The organism is Peribacillus sp. Bi134, assembly GCF_918698065.1.
Lineage (GTDB): Bacteria > Bacillota > Bacilli > Bacillales > DSM-1321 > Peribacillus.
In genome coordinates, this window is the sequence record NZ_CAKKLN010000004.1 from 530,250 (window position 1) to 548,415 (window position 18,166).

At 32.3% G+C, this 18,166-nt stretch carries 20 protein-coding genes; 15 read left to right on the top strand and 5 right to left on the bottom strand.

Annotated features, from left to right (window positions below):
• Positions 1 to 325: 325 nt before the first annotated feature.
• The 3 genes from LQ188_RS11175 to LQ188_RS11185 form a co-directional block, all read right to left on the bottom strand.
• Positions 326 to 706 (bottom strand): helix-turn-helix domain-containing protein, encoded by a 381-nt coding sequence (locus LQ188_RS11175; RefSeq protein ID WP_230176861.1) that lies wholly within the window; start codon positions 704 to 706, stop codon positions 326 to 328.
• 260 nt (positions 707 to 966) lie between these two features.
• Entirely contained in the window at positions 967 to 1,158 is a 192-nt protein-coding gene (locus LQ188_RS11180; RefSeq protein ID WP_034308728.1) for a hypothetical protein, read from the bottom strand.
• Between the two features lie 203 nt (positions 1,159 to 1,361).
• Positions 1,362 to 2,540: an MFS transporter gene (locus LQ188_RS11185; protein WP_230176819.1), complete on the bottom strand. Its 1,179-nt coding sequence runs from the start codon at positions 2,538 to 2,540 to the stop codon at positions 1,362 to 1,364.
• Positions 2,541 to 3,298: 758 nt separating this feature from the next.
• Between LQ188_RS11185 and LQ188_RS11190 the strand changes: the two genes are divergently transcribed.
• Positions 3,299 to 3,490, top strand: coding sequence for a hypothetical protein (locus LQ188_RS11190; RefSeq protein WP_230176820.1), 192 nt, complete (start codon positions 3,299 to 3,301; stop codon positions 3,488 to 3,490).
• Positions 3,491 to 3,531: 41 nt separating this feature from the next.
• Here LQ188_RS11190 and LQ188_RS11195 read toward each other — a convergent pair whose 3' ends face one another.
• Positions 3,532 to 4,755, bottom strand: a complete 1,224-nt coding sequence (locus LQ188_RS11195) for a glycosyltransferase family 39 protein (protein ID WP_230176821.1) — start codon at positions 4,753 to 4,755, stop codon at positions 3,532 to 3,534.
• 221 nt (positions 4,756 to 4,976) lie between these two features.
• Here LQ188_RS11195 and LQ188_RS11200 point away from each other — a divergent pair, with 221 nt between their 5' ends.
• The 3 genes from LQ188_RS11200 to LQ188_RS11210 all read left to right on the top strand — a co-directional run bounded on the left by LQ188_RS11200 (position 4,977) and on the right by LQ188_RS11210 (position 6,083).
• Positions 4,977 to 5,180, top strand: a complete 204-nt coding sequence (locus tag LQ188_RS11200) for a hypothetical protein (protein ID WP_230176822.1) — start codon at positions 4,977 to 4,979, stop codon at positions 5,178 to 5,180.
• Positions 5,181 to 5,279: 99 nt separating this feature from the next.
• Entirely contained in the window at positions 5,280 to 5,423 is a 144-nt protein-coding gene (locus tag LQ188_RS11205; RefSeq protein WP_230176823.1) for a D-alanyl-D-alanine carboxypeptidase family protein, read from the top strand.
• Positions 5,424 to 5,765: 342 nt separating this feature from the next.
• Complete coding sequence (locus tag LQ188_RS11210; RefSeq protein WP_230176824.1) at positions 5,766 to 6,083, top strand: SGNH/GDSL hydrolase family protein; 318 nt, start codon at positions 5,766 to 5,768, stop codon at positions 6,081 to 6,083.
• 93 nt (positions 6,084 to 6,176) lie between these two features.
• On the opposite strand, the gene LQ188_RS11215 is transcribed toward LQ188_RS11210, so the two are convergent.
• On the bottom strand, positions 6,177 to 6,479 hold the full coding sequence (locus LQ188_RS11215) for a helix-turn-helix domain-containing protein (protein ID WP_230176825.1): 303 nt from the start codon (positions 6,477 to 6,479) through the stop codon (positions 6,177 to 6,179).
• A 476-nt stretch (positions 6,480 to 6,955) separates the two neighbouring features.
• On the opposite strand from LQ188_RS11215, the gene LQ188_RS11220 reads away from it, so the two are divergent.
• The 11 genes from LQ188_RS11220 to LQ188_RS11270 all read left to right on the top strand — a co-directional run.
• A complete protein-coding gene (locus tag LQ188_RS11220; RefSeq protein ID WP_230176826.1) occupies positions 6,956 to 7,645 on the top strand; it encodes a Wzz/FepE/Etk N-terminal domain-containing protein in 690 nt (229 codons plus the stop codon).
• A 36-nt stretch (positions 7,646 to 7,681) separates the two neighbouring features.
• Positions 7,682 to 8,359, top strand: coding sequence for a CpsD/CapB family tyrosine-protein kinase (locus LQ188_RS11225; protein WP_230176827.1), 678 nt, complete (start codon positions 7,682 to 7,684; stop codon positions 8,357 to 8,359).
• Positions 8,360 to 8,497: 138 nt separating this feature from the next.
• Positions 8,498 to 9,262 (top strand): CpsB/CapC family capsule biosynthesis tyrosine phosphatase, encoded by a 765-nt coding sequence (locus tag LQ188_RS11230; RefSeq protein WP_290370114.1) that lies wholly within the window; start codon positions 8,498 to 8,500, stop codon positions 9,260 to 9,262.
• 275 nt (positions 9,263 to 9,537) lie between these two features.
• On the top strand, positions 9,538 to 11,358 hold the full coding sequence (locus LQ188_RS11235) for a nucleoside-diphosphate sugar epimerase/dehydratase (RefSeq protein ID WP_230176828.1): 1,821 nt from the start codon (positions 9,538 to 9,540) through the stop codon (positions 11,356 to 11,358).
• 52 nt (positions 11,359 to 11,410) lie between these two features.
• Positions 11,411 to 12,016 (top strand): sugar transferase, encoded by a 606-nt coding sequence (locus LQ188_RS11240; protein ID WP_230176829.1) that lies wholly within the window; start codon positions 11,411 to 11,413, stop codon positions 12,014 to 12,016.
• Positions 12,017 to 12,046: 30 nt separating this feature from the next.
• Entirely contained in the window at positions 12,047 to 12,934 is an 888-nt protein-coding gene (locus LQ188_RS11245; RefSeq protein WP_230176830.1) for an NAD-dependent epimerase/dehydratase family protein, read from the top strand.
• The gene (locus LQ188_RS11250; RefSeq protein ID WP_230176831.1) at positions 12,931 to 14,028 is read left to right on the top strand and encodes a glycosyltransferase family 4 protein; all 1,098 of its coding nucleotides are present in this window, start codon (positions 12,931 to 12,933) and stop codon (positions 14,026 to 14,028) included. The genes LQ188_RS11245 and LQ188_RS11250 overlap by 4 nt, the downstream gene beginning before the upstream one ends.
• An 85-nt stretch (positions 14,029 to 14,113) precedes the next feature.
• Positions 14,114 to 15,622 (top strand): murein biosynthesis integral membrane protein MurJ, encoded by a 1,509-nt coding sequence (gene murJ, locus LQ188_RS11255; protein WP_230176832.1) that lies wholly within the window; start codon positions 14,114 to 14,116, stop codon positions 15,620 to 15,622.
• Positions 15,622 to 16,200, top strand: a complete 579-nt coding sequence (locus LQ188_RS11260) for an acyltransferase (protein ID WP_230176833.1) — start codon at positions 15,622 to 15,624, stop codon at positions 16,198 to 16,200. Before murJ ends, LQ188_RS11260 begins: the two co-directional genes overlap by 1 nt.
• Before the next feature lie 387 nt (positions 16,201 to 16,587).
• Positions 16,588 to 17,085 (top strand): acyltransferase, encoded by a 498-nt coding sequence (locus tag LQ188_RS11265; protein ID WP_230176834.1) that lies wholly within the window; start codon positions 16,588 to 16,590, stop codon positions 17,083 to 17,085.
• Position 17,086: 1 nt separating this feature from the next.
• Positions 17,087 to 18,166, top strand: a 1,080-nt coding sequence (locus LQ188_RS11270) for a glycosyltransferase family 4 protein (protein ID WP_230176835.1), incomplete at its 3' end; no start/stop codon positions are given.

Sequence of the window (18,166 nt, forward strand, 5' to 3'; positions counted from 1 at the left end):
CCCTTTTAAGATGAGGGGCAAACGGTACTGTTTTTGGACAAAAAAGAAGCGATAGCAAATTGTATAAACAAGATAAGTAGTGGAGGAAAAATGATTTTATGAAGCAGATGGTGCAGGAATAAGCGGAAGGCATTTGTCACAAGTTAAGGACCTTTAGTCTTGCTGGATAGCTTCGCAGACCACAGAAATTCAATAAATCAGATCTTATCGAAATAGCTATTTTCTTTTCAATAGAAATATAAATAAGGTGCTGCCATTATGTAGCACCTTTGCTTATATTAAAATTTCTAGTAGCCATAAAATTTCCAAACGACTCCTTCTTGTTTCATTCTTTCTTTGATTTTAACCAATCTAAAAAGTCATCCCTAAAAACCCTCTTGGACCTTTTTAAACGAATTAAAGGAAAATCGGGATTTCCCATGTATTCATCAGCAGTTCGTTCACTAACATTCAAATAATCTGCCAAATGCTCCACAGTTAATAATTCTGGTAGTTGTGATATCTCAACCGTTTCGTTCGTTATTATTTCCTCCCTTCTTTCATGATTTACGTAATTTATATGCCCTTCTCCAATGCATACTGCTACTTTCTTAGAACACTTGGGACATGTCAGTGTATCAACTTTATCTTCCATAACAGAAAAACGAGATACTACGCCAAACAGTGTTGAACAATTTTTACATAAATAAGTATATACACCTTCCACTTTCAAATTTATCACTCCTTTGATTTATCATTTGTTAAATTAACAAAATCTATAAGGAGCTAATCTGATATGTGGTAGGCTTAAGCGCTTTTCAATAATCACTCTTCTATTATTGTGCTACGCCCACTTATTAGCTTTATATGCCATTTGTTAATAATTCCCTTTTAAGCTGAGGGGGAAACGTTGCCGTTTTTGGACAAAAAAAAGAAGCAATAGCCAATATTGCTTCTGGTTTACATATATCGACCTCATGAAATTCTTTAAATCTCACCCTCTTCAAGCCTCCTATTATACTCAACTTTACTAATTAATCCCTTTGCATTACAGGTGAGACAATCTGTATAAATATCGTAAGCACCTGTACCTGCACAAACATGGCATTTAACATGAGTTTCCGGTATATCCTTATGCATGAATGAAAAAGCCTTTCCAATATACTGCAGAATAATCATTCCCAAAACTCCTTTTTTTCTATCATACAACGAAAATGAGAGAAGGAAACAGGGGATACAATAACATTACTTAAAACAAATAAAACCATAACATAGTTTACATGGGGTTAAAAAAGTGCTGATGCAAATGCAATAAACTGTTACAAAATCACTTCTGTTTTCAGGAAAAAAGAACATCCACAAAGATGTCCTTTAATGTGTAATTACTTCATTTCTCTCAAAATCCATAGGTAAGCCACTATTGAAATCCCCACAGAGACTGCTGCCATTATGTAAATGCTTATATACCCAAACAGATAGCCGATTTGTCCGAAGAGGATGGCACCGAAACCGATTCCAAGGTCAAAGAAGGAATAGAAAGTGGCATTGGCCATGCCTTTTCGGTTTCGGGCAGCGTGTTCAAGAGACCAGGCTTGAAGAGCCGGTTGGACAGCACCGAATCCAATGCCATAAAAAATAGCTGCCAAATACAGAATCATATTACTTGGCATCCAGGCTAGCAACAGCATCGCCGCTACGATAAAAAGAGTGGATGGAATAAAGACAGCTTGATGTCCTTTTTGATCATAGATCTTTCCAGCAAACATACGTGTGAAAATAAGCGCTAAAGCGTAAAGAAAAAAGTATCCTTGAATACCAGTCAGACCTTTTTCGATTGTATAAAGTGGTAAGAAGGTAGCTGTCCCGCCAAAAGTTACCGTAATGAAAAAAACAAGAACGGACGGAGCAACAGCGCTTTTTTCATACATGTCAATCCTATTAGTTTTAGCTGGGGCCGAAGCATGATCTACTTTTTTATACGTAATTGTTGAAGCCATGATCCAAGCTGCCAGGCTTAATACTCCGCAAAATAAAAACAAATGTTGAAAGGTTAAAACATCCGCTAAGAAAAGCCCGAATGAAGGACCAAAAGCCATCGCCAAATTACCCGATAAAGTGAAGTATCCCATTCCCTCACCCCGACGCTTTGCTGGGATAAGATCGGAGGCAATCGTACCTGATGCCGTAGTCGCATATCCCCAGCCAATCCCTTGTACAATCCTTATGGCGCATAGAAGGAAAATACTCATCATAAATCCAAACGAACCAATCGCTACAGCCAAAAGAGCTAGCCCGAACAGGAAAACAAAACGTCTGCCTTTTGTTTCCAAGGACTGTCCAGCAAAAGGGCGGACAATCAGGGCAGAAAATAAAAACATGCCAGCAACTAGCCCTATATACCGTTCATTTCCGCCAAGCTTTTTTACAAAAAGCGGAAGGGTAGGGGAAGTCATCTGAAAGGATAAAAAAACAAAAAAGTTAGCCAAGAAAATCATAATAAAATCTCGTGACCAGATTTTATTTACAACCGGAAGCTCTGCTTTTAACAAAGGTACACCCATAACAGTCATTCTCCTTAATTGATAGTAATTATCATTCTCATTTTACTGAAGTTATAAAGAACAATCTATAAAAATTAAGAGATCACTATAAATCTAAGTAATATTGACTACAACAAAATAAAAAGAGCCCTAGGGCTCTAAAATAAACTATTAATGAGAAATTTATCCATCCAATAAAAGAAATCCATAGCGGTATACTCAGGGGCATACGTTTACCTTACGTCCGAAACTAAACCCACAACTTATATATATTTTAGTAACTTTAAAACAAGGAATAGTTTCAAAAACAACCTTTATATAGAAAACCAAGTAAAAAGACCAGCATGGGTAGCTTCAACTGTCTATAATGTTGGCGACTATGTAATGGTTGGGCAGAACACATATAAGGTCACAGTAGGTGGAACCGTTGCACCTTCTCATACTAGTGGAACTGCTACAGACGGTACCGTAACATGGCAGTATTTTTTCTTATATAACACAGCTATTAATATCATCAACTTCAAAAATTAGAGCGAATAATATTATCATTGACTCTGATAACTCAAATGACGTTTAAATGTCATGCAAGAAAATCAACCTCTCATTTACGGAAAAATACCTCAACGGTGAAGCGGTCTCTTTTATACAAACAAAAACATACAATTACCAGCCATTGCAATATGCACTGATTGTTATCGGGAATATATATTTAAAAGATGCGAACTTTAGTGATGTCGTTTTTGGATAACAATAACAGGAGAGTTAAAAGTGGAACAAAATTGTATTTTTATAACAACGGGAAATATTTCATGTATGATGGAGTAACCGGAGCATTAAGGAACGTAGGAATAGAAAATGGAACTGCTCGTCCTAGTGCACCGTTCAAAGGTCAGGTTTTTATTGATACGATCAACAAGCAAATTTGGTACGACAGTGCTCAATGGCGGGATGTTATGGGGAATATCGTTTAAAGTATAAGAATAAACCCGAGAATAAGTTCTCGGGTTCTATGTTACTTGTTCTTATTTGGTTTATAAAAAAGACCGACAACAAATATTAGTATTATAAAACAGTAAACACCAATTCTTTGGCGAGTGGATCCTCCTTCATAGGCAATACCCAATGCTAAAGCATGAATTATTATAGGAATTAAATATAAATACATTTTTTTTCTTAATGATTTGAATTTAATGAATTTATAAGCAAACATCAGTAATGTAAAACTGAATAATAAAGCAAATCCAGAATCAATTTGAACGTAACTATAGGTTGTTTTTTCACCAGAGAATACTCCCCAAGGAAATGGCGCAAAAAACATATTAATTAATCCGTACGGGATAGTTAATATAGATCCGAGTAAAGATTGGTTTGATAAAAATTCTTGGCTGAGAGTGAGGTAATTTGACAAGAAAGTAAAATTGAACACAATTACTACAACTGCAATCAAAAATAAAGTTGATATAACTTTATTTAATACATTCTTGAAATGAATTCTGTTAAATATTACATCAAAACTAATTGCTGCTAGTACAGAGAACCCAGCATAAATTCTCGTAAGTATTAAACACCCAATTAATAAAGTAATTAATAATATGTGTTTTTTGTTTCCGAATTTATAGATATGGAAAATCAAAATCATTAAGAATAAGACTAGGCTATCCTTTAGAATGTTACTAGTAAACAATAAAAAATTAGCGCTTAGGATAACTAATATTGTCGAAACATATGAAATTCTTTTGCCGAATTCACTGTAAATAATCCTGTAAAAAAGTAATGCAGACAAACTAAAAAGAAAAATATTAACTAAGTAAAGCGAAAAATTTGTTTCGAAAATGTATTTCGCAAAATACAACAAATAATAATAAAAAAATTGAGAAGTTCCTGTTACTGATTCCATCGTATAAAAATCCAAGTTACCAACAGTTACAAGGTCTTTTAAATTTGAAATGTATCTAAAGCTGTCTGGAAAAGGGGAAAACATAGACGTGTATAAAGTATATGCATAGTAAGACCTGAGTATAAACCCAAAAAAGATTAAAAATAAAATTGTTTTCGGTACAGGTTGTTCTTTTTCTAAGGAGAAAAAGAACAAAAAACCGCACAATAAAATAAGGATTAGAAAAAATGAGATAAGTTCCTCTGACCCAATTGAACTTATTAATGAATAACCTAATAAAAGAAAAGCTGAAACTATTAAAATAATTGATGAACTTAAAAAAAGTTTTCTTTTAATCATATAACGATACCACTCTCTATTTTTAGTGTTTTTGTACTATTGTATCGTCAAAAATAAATATTGTAAATCAAACTTTCAATAGGAAGAAAGAGCTACCCACTAACACGGAGCGGCTTTTTGGCGTTGTCTTAAATTCATCGAAGGGAGGTGTGGCATATGGCGGAACCTACAACTCGTGAACTGTACGAAATTATAATCAAATGCGCGTAGATGTCGGCGTAATGAACACGAAAATGGATTTCGTAATGGATTCGAAGAAAACTGCGGAACGTGCGGAGGCAAAGGCGGATTTGGCGCTGGTCAAAACGGCCGAATTGGAGAAGGTTATCGATGGGATGAAGAAGTTGACAATATGTGCGACCGGGCTAATAGTGCTGGCGATTTTAACCATCGCTGGGCTATTGGTTACGATCCTTTTTCAATAGGACGTCGGCATGCCGTAGCTCTTCGCTGGACACGAATCAAATTAGGGCGCCGACCTTGAAGTAAGTATAGCACGTACAATTCGAAAGGGGAATGTTAAAATGGCAAATTTAGACGGATTGCACCCGATTGTTCGCGAAGTCACGGAGAAACAAATCGAAGTATGTAAGGAGAAAGGGATCGACATCATTATGGCGCAGGCTTACCGTTCCATTGCGGAACAGAACGCATTGTATGCGAAGTGACGGACGACGGTGGGCCCGAAAAGTAACCAACGCAAAAGGCGGCACGTCGTATAAGATGTACCAAACAAAAGTCCTTTAAAGAAATTCCCTCATTTTCACCTAACATATTGAACACAGCTCTCGGCTAGGTTTTCTTGTGATAATTATAAATATAAACGATTTCCTTTTATATGTGGCATTTAAGGCAATTACTTTACAATGTAATCCTTAAGAGAAAGCCGACAAGTTGAATCAGTCAGCTTTCTCATGAAATTAAAATAAACTTAAATATTTCTTACAAGGATCTTGATATGATGCTGGATTTTCTAGCAAACACTTAGCTTTAGAACAGACGGAAAAGATTTGGAAAGCATCATAACAAAGTTACAAAATGAGCTGCCGAATGCAAAAATTCTTATCACTTCACCAAACCCAGTCGCAAATGGTAAAACAGAGAATAGTTTAGGGTTGAATTATTTAGAATATATTAAAGCTTCCGAGCAGGTAATCAAAACGAATAAATGGTCTTATTTGAATAGCAAAGAAGAGATAGAAAAGAAACTAAGTAAAAAGAATATGAGATTGGCTGATATCCTGACTAATGATAACATCCATCCCAATGACCAAGGGCATTACATATGGTTCGAAGTTTTGCAGGAATATATTAAGTTGAAGAAGTAGTAAAAGGGGAAAAATGGCTATAACCACTTTTCCCCTTTTTTTTGGCTTCTTCTAAAAGAAAGCGTTATCAAAGTTTCTCAATCCTTAAAGACATCACTTTCTATCTTGAATAAATTCTCGCATTTCCTCTTTCGATATTCCTGATCCCATAACATCCTGCATAATTTCAAGCCACTCTTCATCCATGACCTTGTCTGCTTGTTCATTCAACAACAGAGCATCCACTTTAATACAAAGGATTCTAGCGATTTTTTCCAAAACTAAAATAGTAGGGTTTGTTTGAAGGTTTCTTTCCAGTGAGCTTATATAGGATTTGGCAACGCCGGATTTTGCGGAGAGTTCACTTATTGACATTTTCCTTTCTTCCCTAAGCGACTTAACTCGGTAACCTATCATATAGACCACACCTAACCATTAATATGAAAATAATATACTAATTTAAACTATTACTTTCAGTGTACACATTTTCCTTTCATTTTTAATGATAACTAGGCACTAAAATACTTGACATTATTATATATATAAACGGATTTTTCTGTTTTGGTAGGCATTTAGATAGGTTGCTTTCAAGAAAATATTGTGAATATGATAATGCATATAAGAAAGATTGGGATTTAGTGTATACTTAGATTTATTGAAATTTAAGTCACAAATATTCTGGGAAATGGTTATATATATGTTATTAATGCAACAATTATAAAATTAGAAATTATTTCCTTTGTATTACCATTTTCTTTTTTGTAAAATTACTTTGGTATTTGAAAAGTATTCTTTCATTGTAAGTTTCATGTAAATTTCCTTGAAAATACATAATAATAGGTAATATTATGGTATAATGCAATAGGTCATTTTTAACATATCAGGAGGATGAAATGGAAGAAACTATTAGTATTAAAGATATTTTTAAAACATTAAAGAAACGTTGGAAGCTAATCATACTGCTAACATTAATTGCTGCTTTGATTAGTGGCTCAATTTCTTATTTCTTATTAACACCCGTATACCAATCTTCAACACAGATCCTGGTTAATCAAAAACAATCAGAGAACCAATTGGACTCGACACAAATAAGGTCTAATATCGATATGATCAATACATACAGTGTGATCATAAAAAGTCCAGCGATTTTGGAGAAGGTAATTGATGATCTTGAACTGAACCAAAGCGTAGATCAACTTAGTCAAAAAATCACGATTAACAGTCAAGAAAATTCCCAGGTCTTCTCTTTAACTGTACAAGATAGTAATCCATCTCAAGCAGTCGTAATAGCAAACACGGTTTCTGAAACTTTTCAAAAGGAAATCAAGGATATCATGAACGTCGATAATGTTAGTGTTCTTGCAAAGGCAGAAATTAAGGAAAATCCTTCGCCTGTAAAACCTAATCCAGTATTAAATATGGCTATTGCGGTAGTGGTCGGATTGATGGCAGGAGTCGGCTTAGCATTCCTCCTAGAGTATATGGATAATACGATTAAGGACGAGGATGATATTGAGAGACTTCTAGAATTACCCATCCTTGGAACGATTCAAAAGATTACACAGGTACATAAAAAAGGATAATCCGGATAAGATGCAATATGAAAGGAAGCGGGATTTTTGAGAAGTAAAGAAAAAAAACAGGTGAACTTGATTGCACAGACTAATCCTAAGTCACCTATTACTGAACAATATCGATTAATTAGAACGAACATTCAATTTTCCTCAGTTGATAAAGAAATACAAACCATAGTGGTAACTTCTTCGGAACCAAATGATGGGAAATCGACGACAGCAGCAAACCTCGCCATCGTTTTGGCACAGGAAGAGAAAAAGGTTGTGCTAGTGGATGCTGACTTAAGGAAACCATCCGTTCATTATGCTTTTAGCCTTAGTAATATAGAGGGGCTTACGAGTGTGCTAACAAAGAAAATGAGTGTAGAAAAATCAATCATGAAAACGAATGTGCCTAATCTGGAAATTCTGACAAGTGGACCAATACCGCCTAACCCTTCGGAATTATTGAATTCCAAAGCGATAGAAAAAGCGATTGATGAACTAAAAGGAATGTATGATTATATCATTTTTGATACACCGCCAGTTCTGGTAGTACCGGATTCCCAAATCGTAGCCAATAAATGTGATGGCGTGATCATGGTAGTGGCGAGCGGCAAGACAAACAAACAAAGTGCAGTGAAAGCAAAGGAGCTTTTAGTGAAAGCTAATACACCCTTGCTTGGAGTCGTTTTGAATGGCGTTGAAACGGATAACAGCAATTATTATTACTATCATTCTTAATGAAATAAAACAATTTTCGACAAAATAACACCCTGTTTAATGGAAGTTTTATATGCTACTATTAGTCAGGGTATTAATTCCTATTATTGAAAATAAGGCCTTTTTGCCTATTTGTATTATAAAGGAAGTGTATGAAATTTGATCGACATACATTGTCACATTCTCCCAGGGTTGGATGATGGGTCTGCAAATATGAAGGAAAGCTTGAATATGGCAAGAAAAGCGGTAGAAGCAGGAATCACCCATTTATTTGCCACGCCACATCACTTAAATGAGAAATATGTAAATGTAAAAAATGACATAATAGAACGTACAGTGAGGTTAAATGAGAGTTTTCAATTAGAAAATATTCCACTTACCATTCATCCCGGACAAGAAGTAAGAATACACAGGGACATATTTACTTCACTTGAAAAGGGAGAAATCCTAACACTGGATGATAACGGTACGTATTTACTGGTAGAGCTTCCGTCGGGAAAGGTTCCTACATACACGCAAGAAGTGATATATGAGTTGCTGCTTAAAGGAATAACAACGATTATTGTACATCCGGAGAGAAATAAAGAATTGATAGCCAATCATAAACTATTATTTGAATTAGTCCAGGAGGGCGCGTTAGTACAAATTACCTCTGGCAGTATCATCGGGAACTTCGGTAAAAGTATACAATCATTTTCAAAAAAGATAATCGAACATAATCTGGCTCATTTTATTGCTACAGATGCACATAATATAGGTTCTAGAGGGTTTACGTTACAACAAGCCTATGAAACAATTACAAAAGTATATGGGATAGAGCGTACATTTCATTTCAAAGAAAACGCTGAACAACTATTAAAGGACCAAAGCCCAGTTGTTGAAAAACCAGTGCCATTCAAAAAGAAAATTTTAGGAATCTTTTAGAAAGTAGATAATTAGGGGACGCTTACAAAAAATAAAAAATTTGTCTTCATGTAAAGATGAAAAATATAGGTTTGTAAATTACCTCCAATTAGATTAGTGACTTGTTCAACGACAAATAACCCTTAGGTTATAAGAATATTTTAAAAATGTAAAGTAGATATACAAGATAAATCATTCTTATATTACTAATTAATACATTGTGAAATAGAATACAATTCATTAAAACTGTTTATAATAGAGAGTAAATCAAAACTATATTAAAGGGGGAAATGTGGTTGGCCTACCGAAAACGATTAACACTTCTGGCCCTATTAGATTCATTAATAGTATTATCGGCCATTTATGTAAGTTATTTATTCTTGTATCCCTATTTAGAAATATTTAAATTACCAACGCTCTTAGTCACATCAGTATCTCTATTAATCAGCCATCATTTTTTTGCTTCTATTTATAAACTGTATAAGAAGGCCTGGGAGTATGCAAGTATTGGAGAGTTACTTTCCATTGTTAAAGCCGTAAGCTTATCGGTTATCACTGTTATTGCCATCCAGTTAATGGTTTTTCAAGATGTTTATGTAAGGGCCATGGCATTAACGTGGATGATGCATGTTATCCTAATTGGCGGTTCCCGTTTTTCGTGGAGAATGCTGCGTGACCGTTTGATAAATAATCAAAAGGAAACCAGAAACACATTGGTAATCGGGGCGGGATCTGCTGGAACCATGGTTGTACGTCAGCTCCTCAATAATCATGATACGGAACTTAAACCAGTAGCATTCATTGATGACGATCCGAAAAAAGATAAGCTAGACATCTTAGGAATACCCGTTGTCGGTAACTCAAAACATATTCCCGAAATGGTTGAAAAATATCATATAGATAATATTGTCATTGCGATTCCTTCATTAAGTAAGAAAGAATTGAAAGTTATCTTTGATGAATGTGTAAAAACGAATGCAAAAACACAAATCATGCCGATGCTTGAAGATATTATGTTAGGGAAAGTAGCCGTTAATCAGTTTAAAGAAGTAGAAGTGGAAGATTTATTAGGAAGAGAACCAGTTGAATTAGATATTAATAGCATATCGGAATATGTAACTGGTAAGACCATCCTAGTTACTGGAGCGGGAGGATCTATTGGTTCCGAGATTTGCCGTCAAATATGCAGATTCTCTCCAGGAACTCTTATAATATTAGGACATGGAGAAAATAGTATATATCAAATTGACATGGAACTGAAAAAGTTATATGACAATCAAATTGAAATCATCCCTATCATCGCAGATATTCAAGATCGAGATAGAATTTTTGAAGTGATGGAAACCTACCGACCTGATGTAGTTTACCATGCGGCTGCACACAAACATGTCCCACTAATGGAATATAATCCTCGTGAAGCAGTAAAGAATAACGTTTTTGGTACAAAGAATGTTGCAGAAGCTGCAGACACGTTTAGAGTAGGAACGTTTGTCATGATTTCATCTGATAAGGCAGTTAACCCAACAAATGTAATGGGGTCAACTAAGCGGATTGCTGAAATGGTAATACAACAGATGGCTAAAAACAGCACAACAAAATTTGTGGCTGTCCGTTTTGGAAATGTCTTAGGAAGCAGAGGGAGTGTAATTCCTTTATTTAAAAAACAAATTCAGGCAGGTGGACCCGTAACTGTTACGCATCCCGAAATGACGAGGTATTTTATGACTATACCTGAGGCATCTAGGTTGGTTATTCAAGCTAGTTCTCTTGCACGAGGTGGAGAGATTTTCGTACTAGATATGGGTGAACCGGTCAAGATTGTAGATTTAGCTACAAACCTTATTCAATTATCAGGTTATTCTATAGATGAAATTGGAATTGAATTTTCTGGTATTCGACCAGGGGAGAAGCTGTTTGAGGAATTATTGAATGAAGACGAGATTCATAATGAGGCTGTATTTCCAATGATTTTTATTGGAAACGCCATAGTTCGTAATTTCGAGTTGGTTGAGAAGTTGTTAGAAAACTGGGATGATTTAACAGTGGAAGAGATAAGAGATTGTGTTTTGAAAATTGCAAACAAAAATGAGTATATTAAAATACCTATCTTAAATTAAACTTCTAGTGGAAAAAATCTGTGCAAACTAATGTTTGTGAAAAGGTGATTAGATGAAAGTATACCCTAAAGTTAAACGTGGATTTGATTTTTTATTAGCTTTTTTTGCAATATTTGTATTGTGGCCATTTTTTTTAATAATAGCAATCATGATTAAATTAAGTTCAGATGGCCCAGTTCTTTTTAAGCAAAAACGTATTGGAAGACATAAGCGTGTATTTTATATATTGAAGTTTAGAACCATGAGAATTGAAGCTCCAAAAGATATGCCAACACATTTATTGCAGGATCCATCTACCTTTATTACAAGTATCGGGAAATTCCTTAGAAAAACAAGTTTAGATGAATTACCACAGCTAATAAATATTCTAAAAGGGGATATGAGTTTTGTTGGTCCACGCCCTGCATTGTGGAATCAATATGATTTAATTGAAGAAAGGGATAAATATGGAGCAAACTATATATTCCCGGGTCTAACAGGTTGGGCACAAATAAATGGCAGAGATGAATTGCCTATAAAAATTAAAGCAAGACTAGATGGTGAATATGTTAAAAGAATGGGGATTCTTTTCGATTTAGAAGTATTCATTAAAACAGTTTTCTCGGTTCTTAAAAGTGAGGGAGTCAAAGAAGGAGCAACCAATAATAAAAGGATTTAAGTCTATTAATCTAGAGTTGAGGGGGTTACTATGAATATATTAATCACTGGTGAAAAAAGTTATGTTGGCTTGCGTTTAAAAGATTGGTTAATGCATTCATATGAACCATATAATATAGACGTTGTAAGTTTAAGGAATGAAAATTGGAGAAGTATTGATTTATCTACTTATGATGTGATTTTTCATGTAGCAGCAATTGTACATAAGAAAGAAAAGCCTGATTCCGAAAATATATATTACAAGGTTAATAAAGAATTAACAATTGAGTTAGCGGAAAAAGCAAAAAAATCAGGAGTCAAGCAATTTATCTTTATGAGTACGCTATCTGTTTATGGAATAGAAGGTAAAATGAATCAAAAGGTAATAATTAATAATTCAACTCCATGTATTCCTAATTCTTTATATGGGAAGAGTAAACTTGAAGCCGAAATAGCGTTAAATGATTTAAATGATTCACAATTTAAGGTCGCTATTATTAGGGCACCAATGATCTATGGTCCGAAATGTCCAGGTAATTATGTAAGATTAAGAAAACTGGCTATAAAAGTACCTGTATTTCCATTAGTGAATAATTTAAGAAGTATGATTTTTATTGATAATTTATCGGAGTTTATAAAAATATTAATAGAAAAGCAAGAGGCTGGTTTATTTTTTCCACAAAATAAAGAGTTGATTAATCCTTCAACTATGGTAAAACTAATTGCGCAAGAAAATTCAAAGAAAGTCTATTTATCAGTAATTCTCGGTATCAGTATAAAATTAATTGGAAATCGCATAAATTTATTGAATAAAGTTTTTGGTAGTTTAATTATTGATCCGAGCTTATCCAATTATAAAAACTTATCATACTCTGTTGTAAATTTAAAAACTTCCATTGAAAATTCGGAACAAAACAAAGTAAAAGGTGTTAAGTCATGAAAAAAGTATTGATTTTAGCTAATCATCTTGATTGGGTCTATTCATTAAGAAAAGAACTAATAGAAGAGTTAAATAAATCTTATAAAGTAGTACTTTGTGTGCCTGTGAGTGGAGCTGAATTCAAATTAAAATATTTTAAAGATATGGGTGTAGAGATTGAGTTTATTAATTACCAAAGACGAGGGAAGAATCCCCTAAATGAATTAATCTTATTTACTAAATACTATAAATTAATAAAAAAAATAAATCCGGATATTGTTTTAACTTATACAATAAAACCTAATATATATGGGGCATATGCGGCAAAAAAACTTAAAAAACCAGTAATTATGAATATAACTGGAGTAGGTACGTCTTTAACCACATCCAAATTAAAGCATCTAGTTATTAATTTGTATAAATTTGCCTGTAAAGATGTAAATACGATTTTCTTTCAAAACCAAGAAAATTTTCGGGTTTTTATCTCTCAAAAAATATTTCATCCAGATAAGGCGATTTTAATCCCTGGTTCAGGAGTAAATATAACAAGATTCACACCACAAAAAAAAATAGGTGATGATAATAAAATAAAGTTCTTATTTATTGGAAGAGTGATGAAGGAAAAAGGTATTGATGAATATCTTGAAGCAGCGGGGAATCTAACTGAAAAATACCCTAATATAGAATTTCAGGTTTTAGGTCTTATTGAAGAAGAAAATTATAAAAATATTATTTCTAACAATAAAAAAATAAACTATTTAGGTGTTTCTAATGATGTTAGAAATGAAATCAGAGAAGCTGATTGTATAGTTAATCCGTCTTATCATGAAGGAATGTCTAATGTGTTGCTAGAATCAGCAGCTATGGGTAAACCACTAATAGCTTCCAATATTTCAGGTTGTAAGGAAATTGTGGAAGATGGTTATAATGGGTATTTATTTGAAGTTAAGTCAGTTTCTTCATTAGAATATAAACTCATTCAATTTTTGGGGCTTGATTCAAAAGAAAAAGAAGAAATGGGGGAAAAATCCCGAAAGAAAATTGAAGTCGAGTTTAACAGGGTTAAAATTATAGATGAGTATTTGAGAGCAATTGAAAATATATTAACAAGATAAGTAACTAAAAAGGAATGCGTTAAATATAGAAAAATAGTGGTATACTTTTTTATTTTTGGAAAAATATACACAAAAGGAACTAAGGATGGCTAAATTAAAAATAACATTAATTGTGGTTTTAATATTATCATTAGGTAGTAAAGGTTTAGGATTCTTCAGAGATATTCTCATTACAAATTATGTTGGTTTCAATGAAAAAACCGATGCAATATTTGTTGCAATTTCAATCTGTACCCTCTTATTCTCAATATTTAACACCACAATTAGGACTACATTCGCCCCAATGTTTTCTGCGAATTTTTTGCAAGATCCAATAACTGTAATTAGAGAATACAAAGAAATTAGACGATTTTTAATTCTTGTTATGTTTGTGACTAGTTTATTAGTTTTCTTTTTCCCTGGAATTTTTATAAAAATTATTACTCCAGGATTAAGTGGGGAAACTCTAACCTATGCATTAATATTTCTAAAATATTTGTCTTTTATAATATTTTTATATGGTGTCTTTTTTATCTCTACGGGTTTTTTACAGTCTATGAATATATTTCAAACAGTTGAGTACGGAAATTTGTTTAATAACATGGTTATTGTAACTTTTATTTTTTTATTCTATAAACATATGGGAATTAATTCTGTAATTTTTGGTTTACTATTTGGTGCTTTTATCCAGGCATTGTATGGTCAATTAAGATTACATAAAAGAATAAAAAGATACAAAGTTAAAAATGAAAAAAACTTATTTAATTACCATAAAATAAAGCAATTCATAAAAAATTCTCAATATATTTTATTTGGTAGTATGGTTTCTCAGCTAACTGTTTTATCGGACAAGTTTGTAGCATCATTTTTAAATCAAGGAAGTATCACTGCTTTACATTATTCAAATGTTTTGAAAAATTTACCTTTGAATATAATAGTTTTAGTAGTTACCAACATACTTTTTACTAATTTGTCAATTTACTATGTAAAAAATAAAGAAAAATTCAACTTTTTTATAACAGAACAAATAAAATACTTACTTTTCCTTATTTCTCCAATTTTTATTATGATGTTTGTATATAGTGAAGAAATAGTAAGATTATTGTATTTTAGAGGAGCTTTTACTGAAAGAGGTGTAGAAATGACATCTCAGGCTTTAATGGCATATTCAGCGGGCCTATTTTTCATTGTAATCAAAGAAGTACTTACAAAGGTATGCTATGCTGCAAAAAATACTAAGCTTCCATTATTGGTTTCAATTTTATCTCTAATTATTAATTTAGTTTTCAATTTCATACTAAGTTATTATTTTTATCATATTGGTATTGCAATAGCGACAACAATAAGTGTGATTATAAATTGTTTTGTGTTGTTATATTATTTAAATAAATTTAATGTAATTGAAAATGTAAAATTAATCTTAGTAATTACCTTTAAATATTCCTTAATGTTACTAATTTCACTGGTGAGTATATACTCTTTAAAAAATTCAATTTTTATTAATTTTAGTGATAGGTTGAACATATTATTTGGTTTAGGAATGATTTTTATTATTTATATATCATTCCATAAAAAACTTGGTATCGATCTTAAATTATTAAGGGTGAAAAGATAATGTTAATGAAAATATATCTAGTATTGTTAAAAAAAATCAACAGAAAGAAATATGCTCAAAAAGTTTATAAATTAAGAGAAAAACAATTGAAAACTTTAGGTGTGAAAATTGGGGAGGATTGTAGAATTGAAAATGCAAAGTTTGGTTCAGAACCTTACTTAATAACGATTGGTAATCATGTAACTGTGGGAGCTAACGTTCAATTCGTTACTCATGATGGTGGTGTATGGATCCTTCGTGAAAAGTATCCAGATATTGATGTTTTTGGTCCTATAGAAATTGGTGATAATTGTTTTATAGGTATTAACTCTATAATTATGCCGAATGTAAAGATAGGTGAAAACTCTGTAGTTGCTGCTGGTTCAATAGTTACCAAGAATATTGAAGCGAATTCTATTGTTGCGGGTGTACCAGCGAGATTAATAAGGAAAACGGCTGATTATGAAGAAAAAGTATTACGTAATGCCTTTCATACCAAAAAATTAAATTATGGTGAAAAGAAAAGTTTCTTAGTAAAACACTTCTATCAGAACTATAAAAAAGAACAAGGTGATTTTTATAAAAAATATGAAAATTGATGATCGTATTGACGCATTAAATAAATGAATTGAGTTGGGATTTTCTTCTCTGTTTGGGGTAGGTATTGGCAATACTAATGAGAATATACTAGGTTTATCTTCTCATAATTTTTATATTCATATTCTTTCTGAAGCAGGCATTATGATTTATTTAATATTTCCTGTTGTTGTTTCTATTTTGATATATCTTAGTTTCAAAGAGATTAAACAAGGTATGAAAAATAAAATAATTTTATATTTAACAGTATTCTTGTTTTTTATCTTGTTAAATGGATTTTTTACTCACAACATAATTAATATTAGTGTGTACTATTTTTTTCTTGCTTTATATATTACGAATATTGAAATACCGAGATTTAAAAATGTTAGTTAAGGATGAGGTGCACTGTGATAAGAAAAATAATGTTAAAATATTTATTGAACAAGTCTATAAAAAAAGGATTAAAATTGGGAAGTGATTGTCGAATATTAGGGGTTCCTAATTTTGGGAGTGAACCTTATTTAATAAAAATAGGAGATAGATGTACTATTACTAGTGGAGTTAAATTTGTAAATCATGATGGAGGGACTTGGGTCTTTAGAAGAGAGCCTCAATATAATCACATAAAGAAGTATGGAAGAATTGAAATAGGTAGTAATTGTTTTATTGGCATTAATTCAATTATAATGCCAAATGTAAAAATTGGAAATAATTGTGTTGTAGGAGCGGGATCTATTGTTACAAAAGATATACCAGACAATTGTGTTGCTGTAGGTAGCCCTGCTAAAGTAATAATGTCTTTAGAGGAGTATATACAAAAGAGCGAAAAGAATCGGACAATATTCCCCGAAGTTCTAGAAACTTCAAAAAGGGAATATTTAACCAATTTATTTTGGGGGGAATGAGATGCATATAGTCATGTTAATTTCTAGTTTTCATCCTTTGATAGGTGGGGCGGAAAGACAAGCACTAAGATTAAGTGAGAAGTTAGTAGATAGTGGAATTAGAGTTACCGTTTTAACAAGATGGCATGAAGGATTAAGAAAAGAAGAAAAGATAAATGGGGTAAATGTTAATAGAATTAAGGTTTCAAAAAATCCTAAATTAGCACCGGTTATATTTTTAATCAAAACTCTTAAATTCATTCGCGAGAATAAAAATGATATAGATATCATTCATGCTCACGCTCTAAGTGCACCGGGTTTGACTGCTGCTGTTGCTTCTCGTCTATTTAAAATCCCATCAATTGCAAAAATTGCTGGTGGTGGGAATAAAGATGGTTGTGAAATTATTAGAATAAGTCATTCGGGAATTTTGGGCAAATTAAAAGTCAATTTTATGAAAAAGAATATTTCAAAATTTATTGCTATAAGTAAATTGATTGAAAAAGATTTATTGAAAGTTAAGGTTCCTGAATCAAAGATTATATTTCTTCCAAATGGAATAGATTTGGATAAGTTTGCACCAATAAAAAATAATATTTTAGAGAATGAAAAAATAAATAAATTCGCTTTTATTGGAAGGTTAGAAATGATTAAAGGGATAGATGTTTTACTTAATACATGGGAAAGTATGAGTAAAGAATTTTTGTCTAAAAATAAACTTCTCATTGCAGGTAACGGAAGAGAAACACATCTTTTAAAGAATACGGATTCCTCAATTGAACATCTAGGGAAAGTAGATGATGTTTTAAAATTGCTCAATGAAATAGATATTTTTATTTTACCTTCAAGATATGAAGGGATTTCTAATTCCTTACTTGAAGCAATGGCAACTGAAAAAATAATAATTGCAAGTGAAGTTGGAGGTAATACTGATTTATTAATACATAATCTAAACGGATATTTATTTGAAAATGAGAATGTTGACCAATTAAGAAAATTATTTAAGTATACAAGTGAAAACATAATAGAATTAAATGGAGTAGGAAAAGAGGCAAGAGCAACACTTGTAAAAAATGGTTTTGATTTATCAGAAATCCAAAGT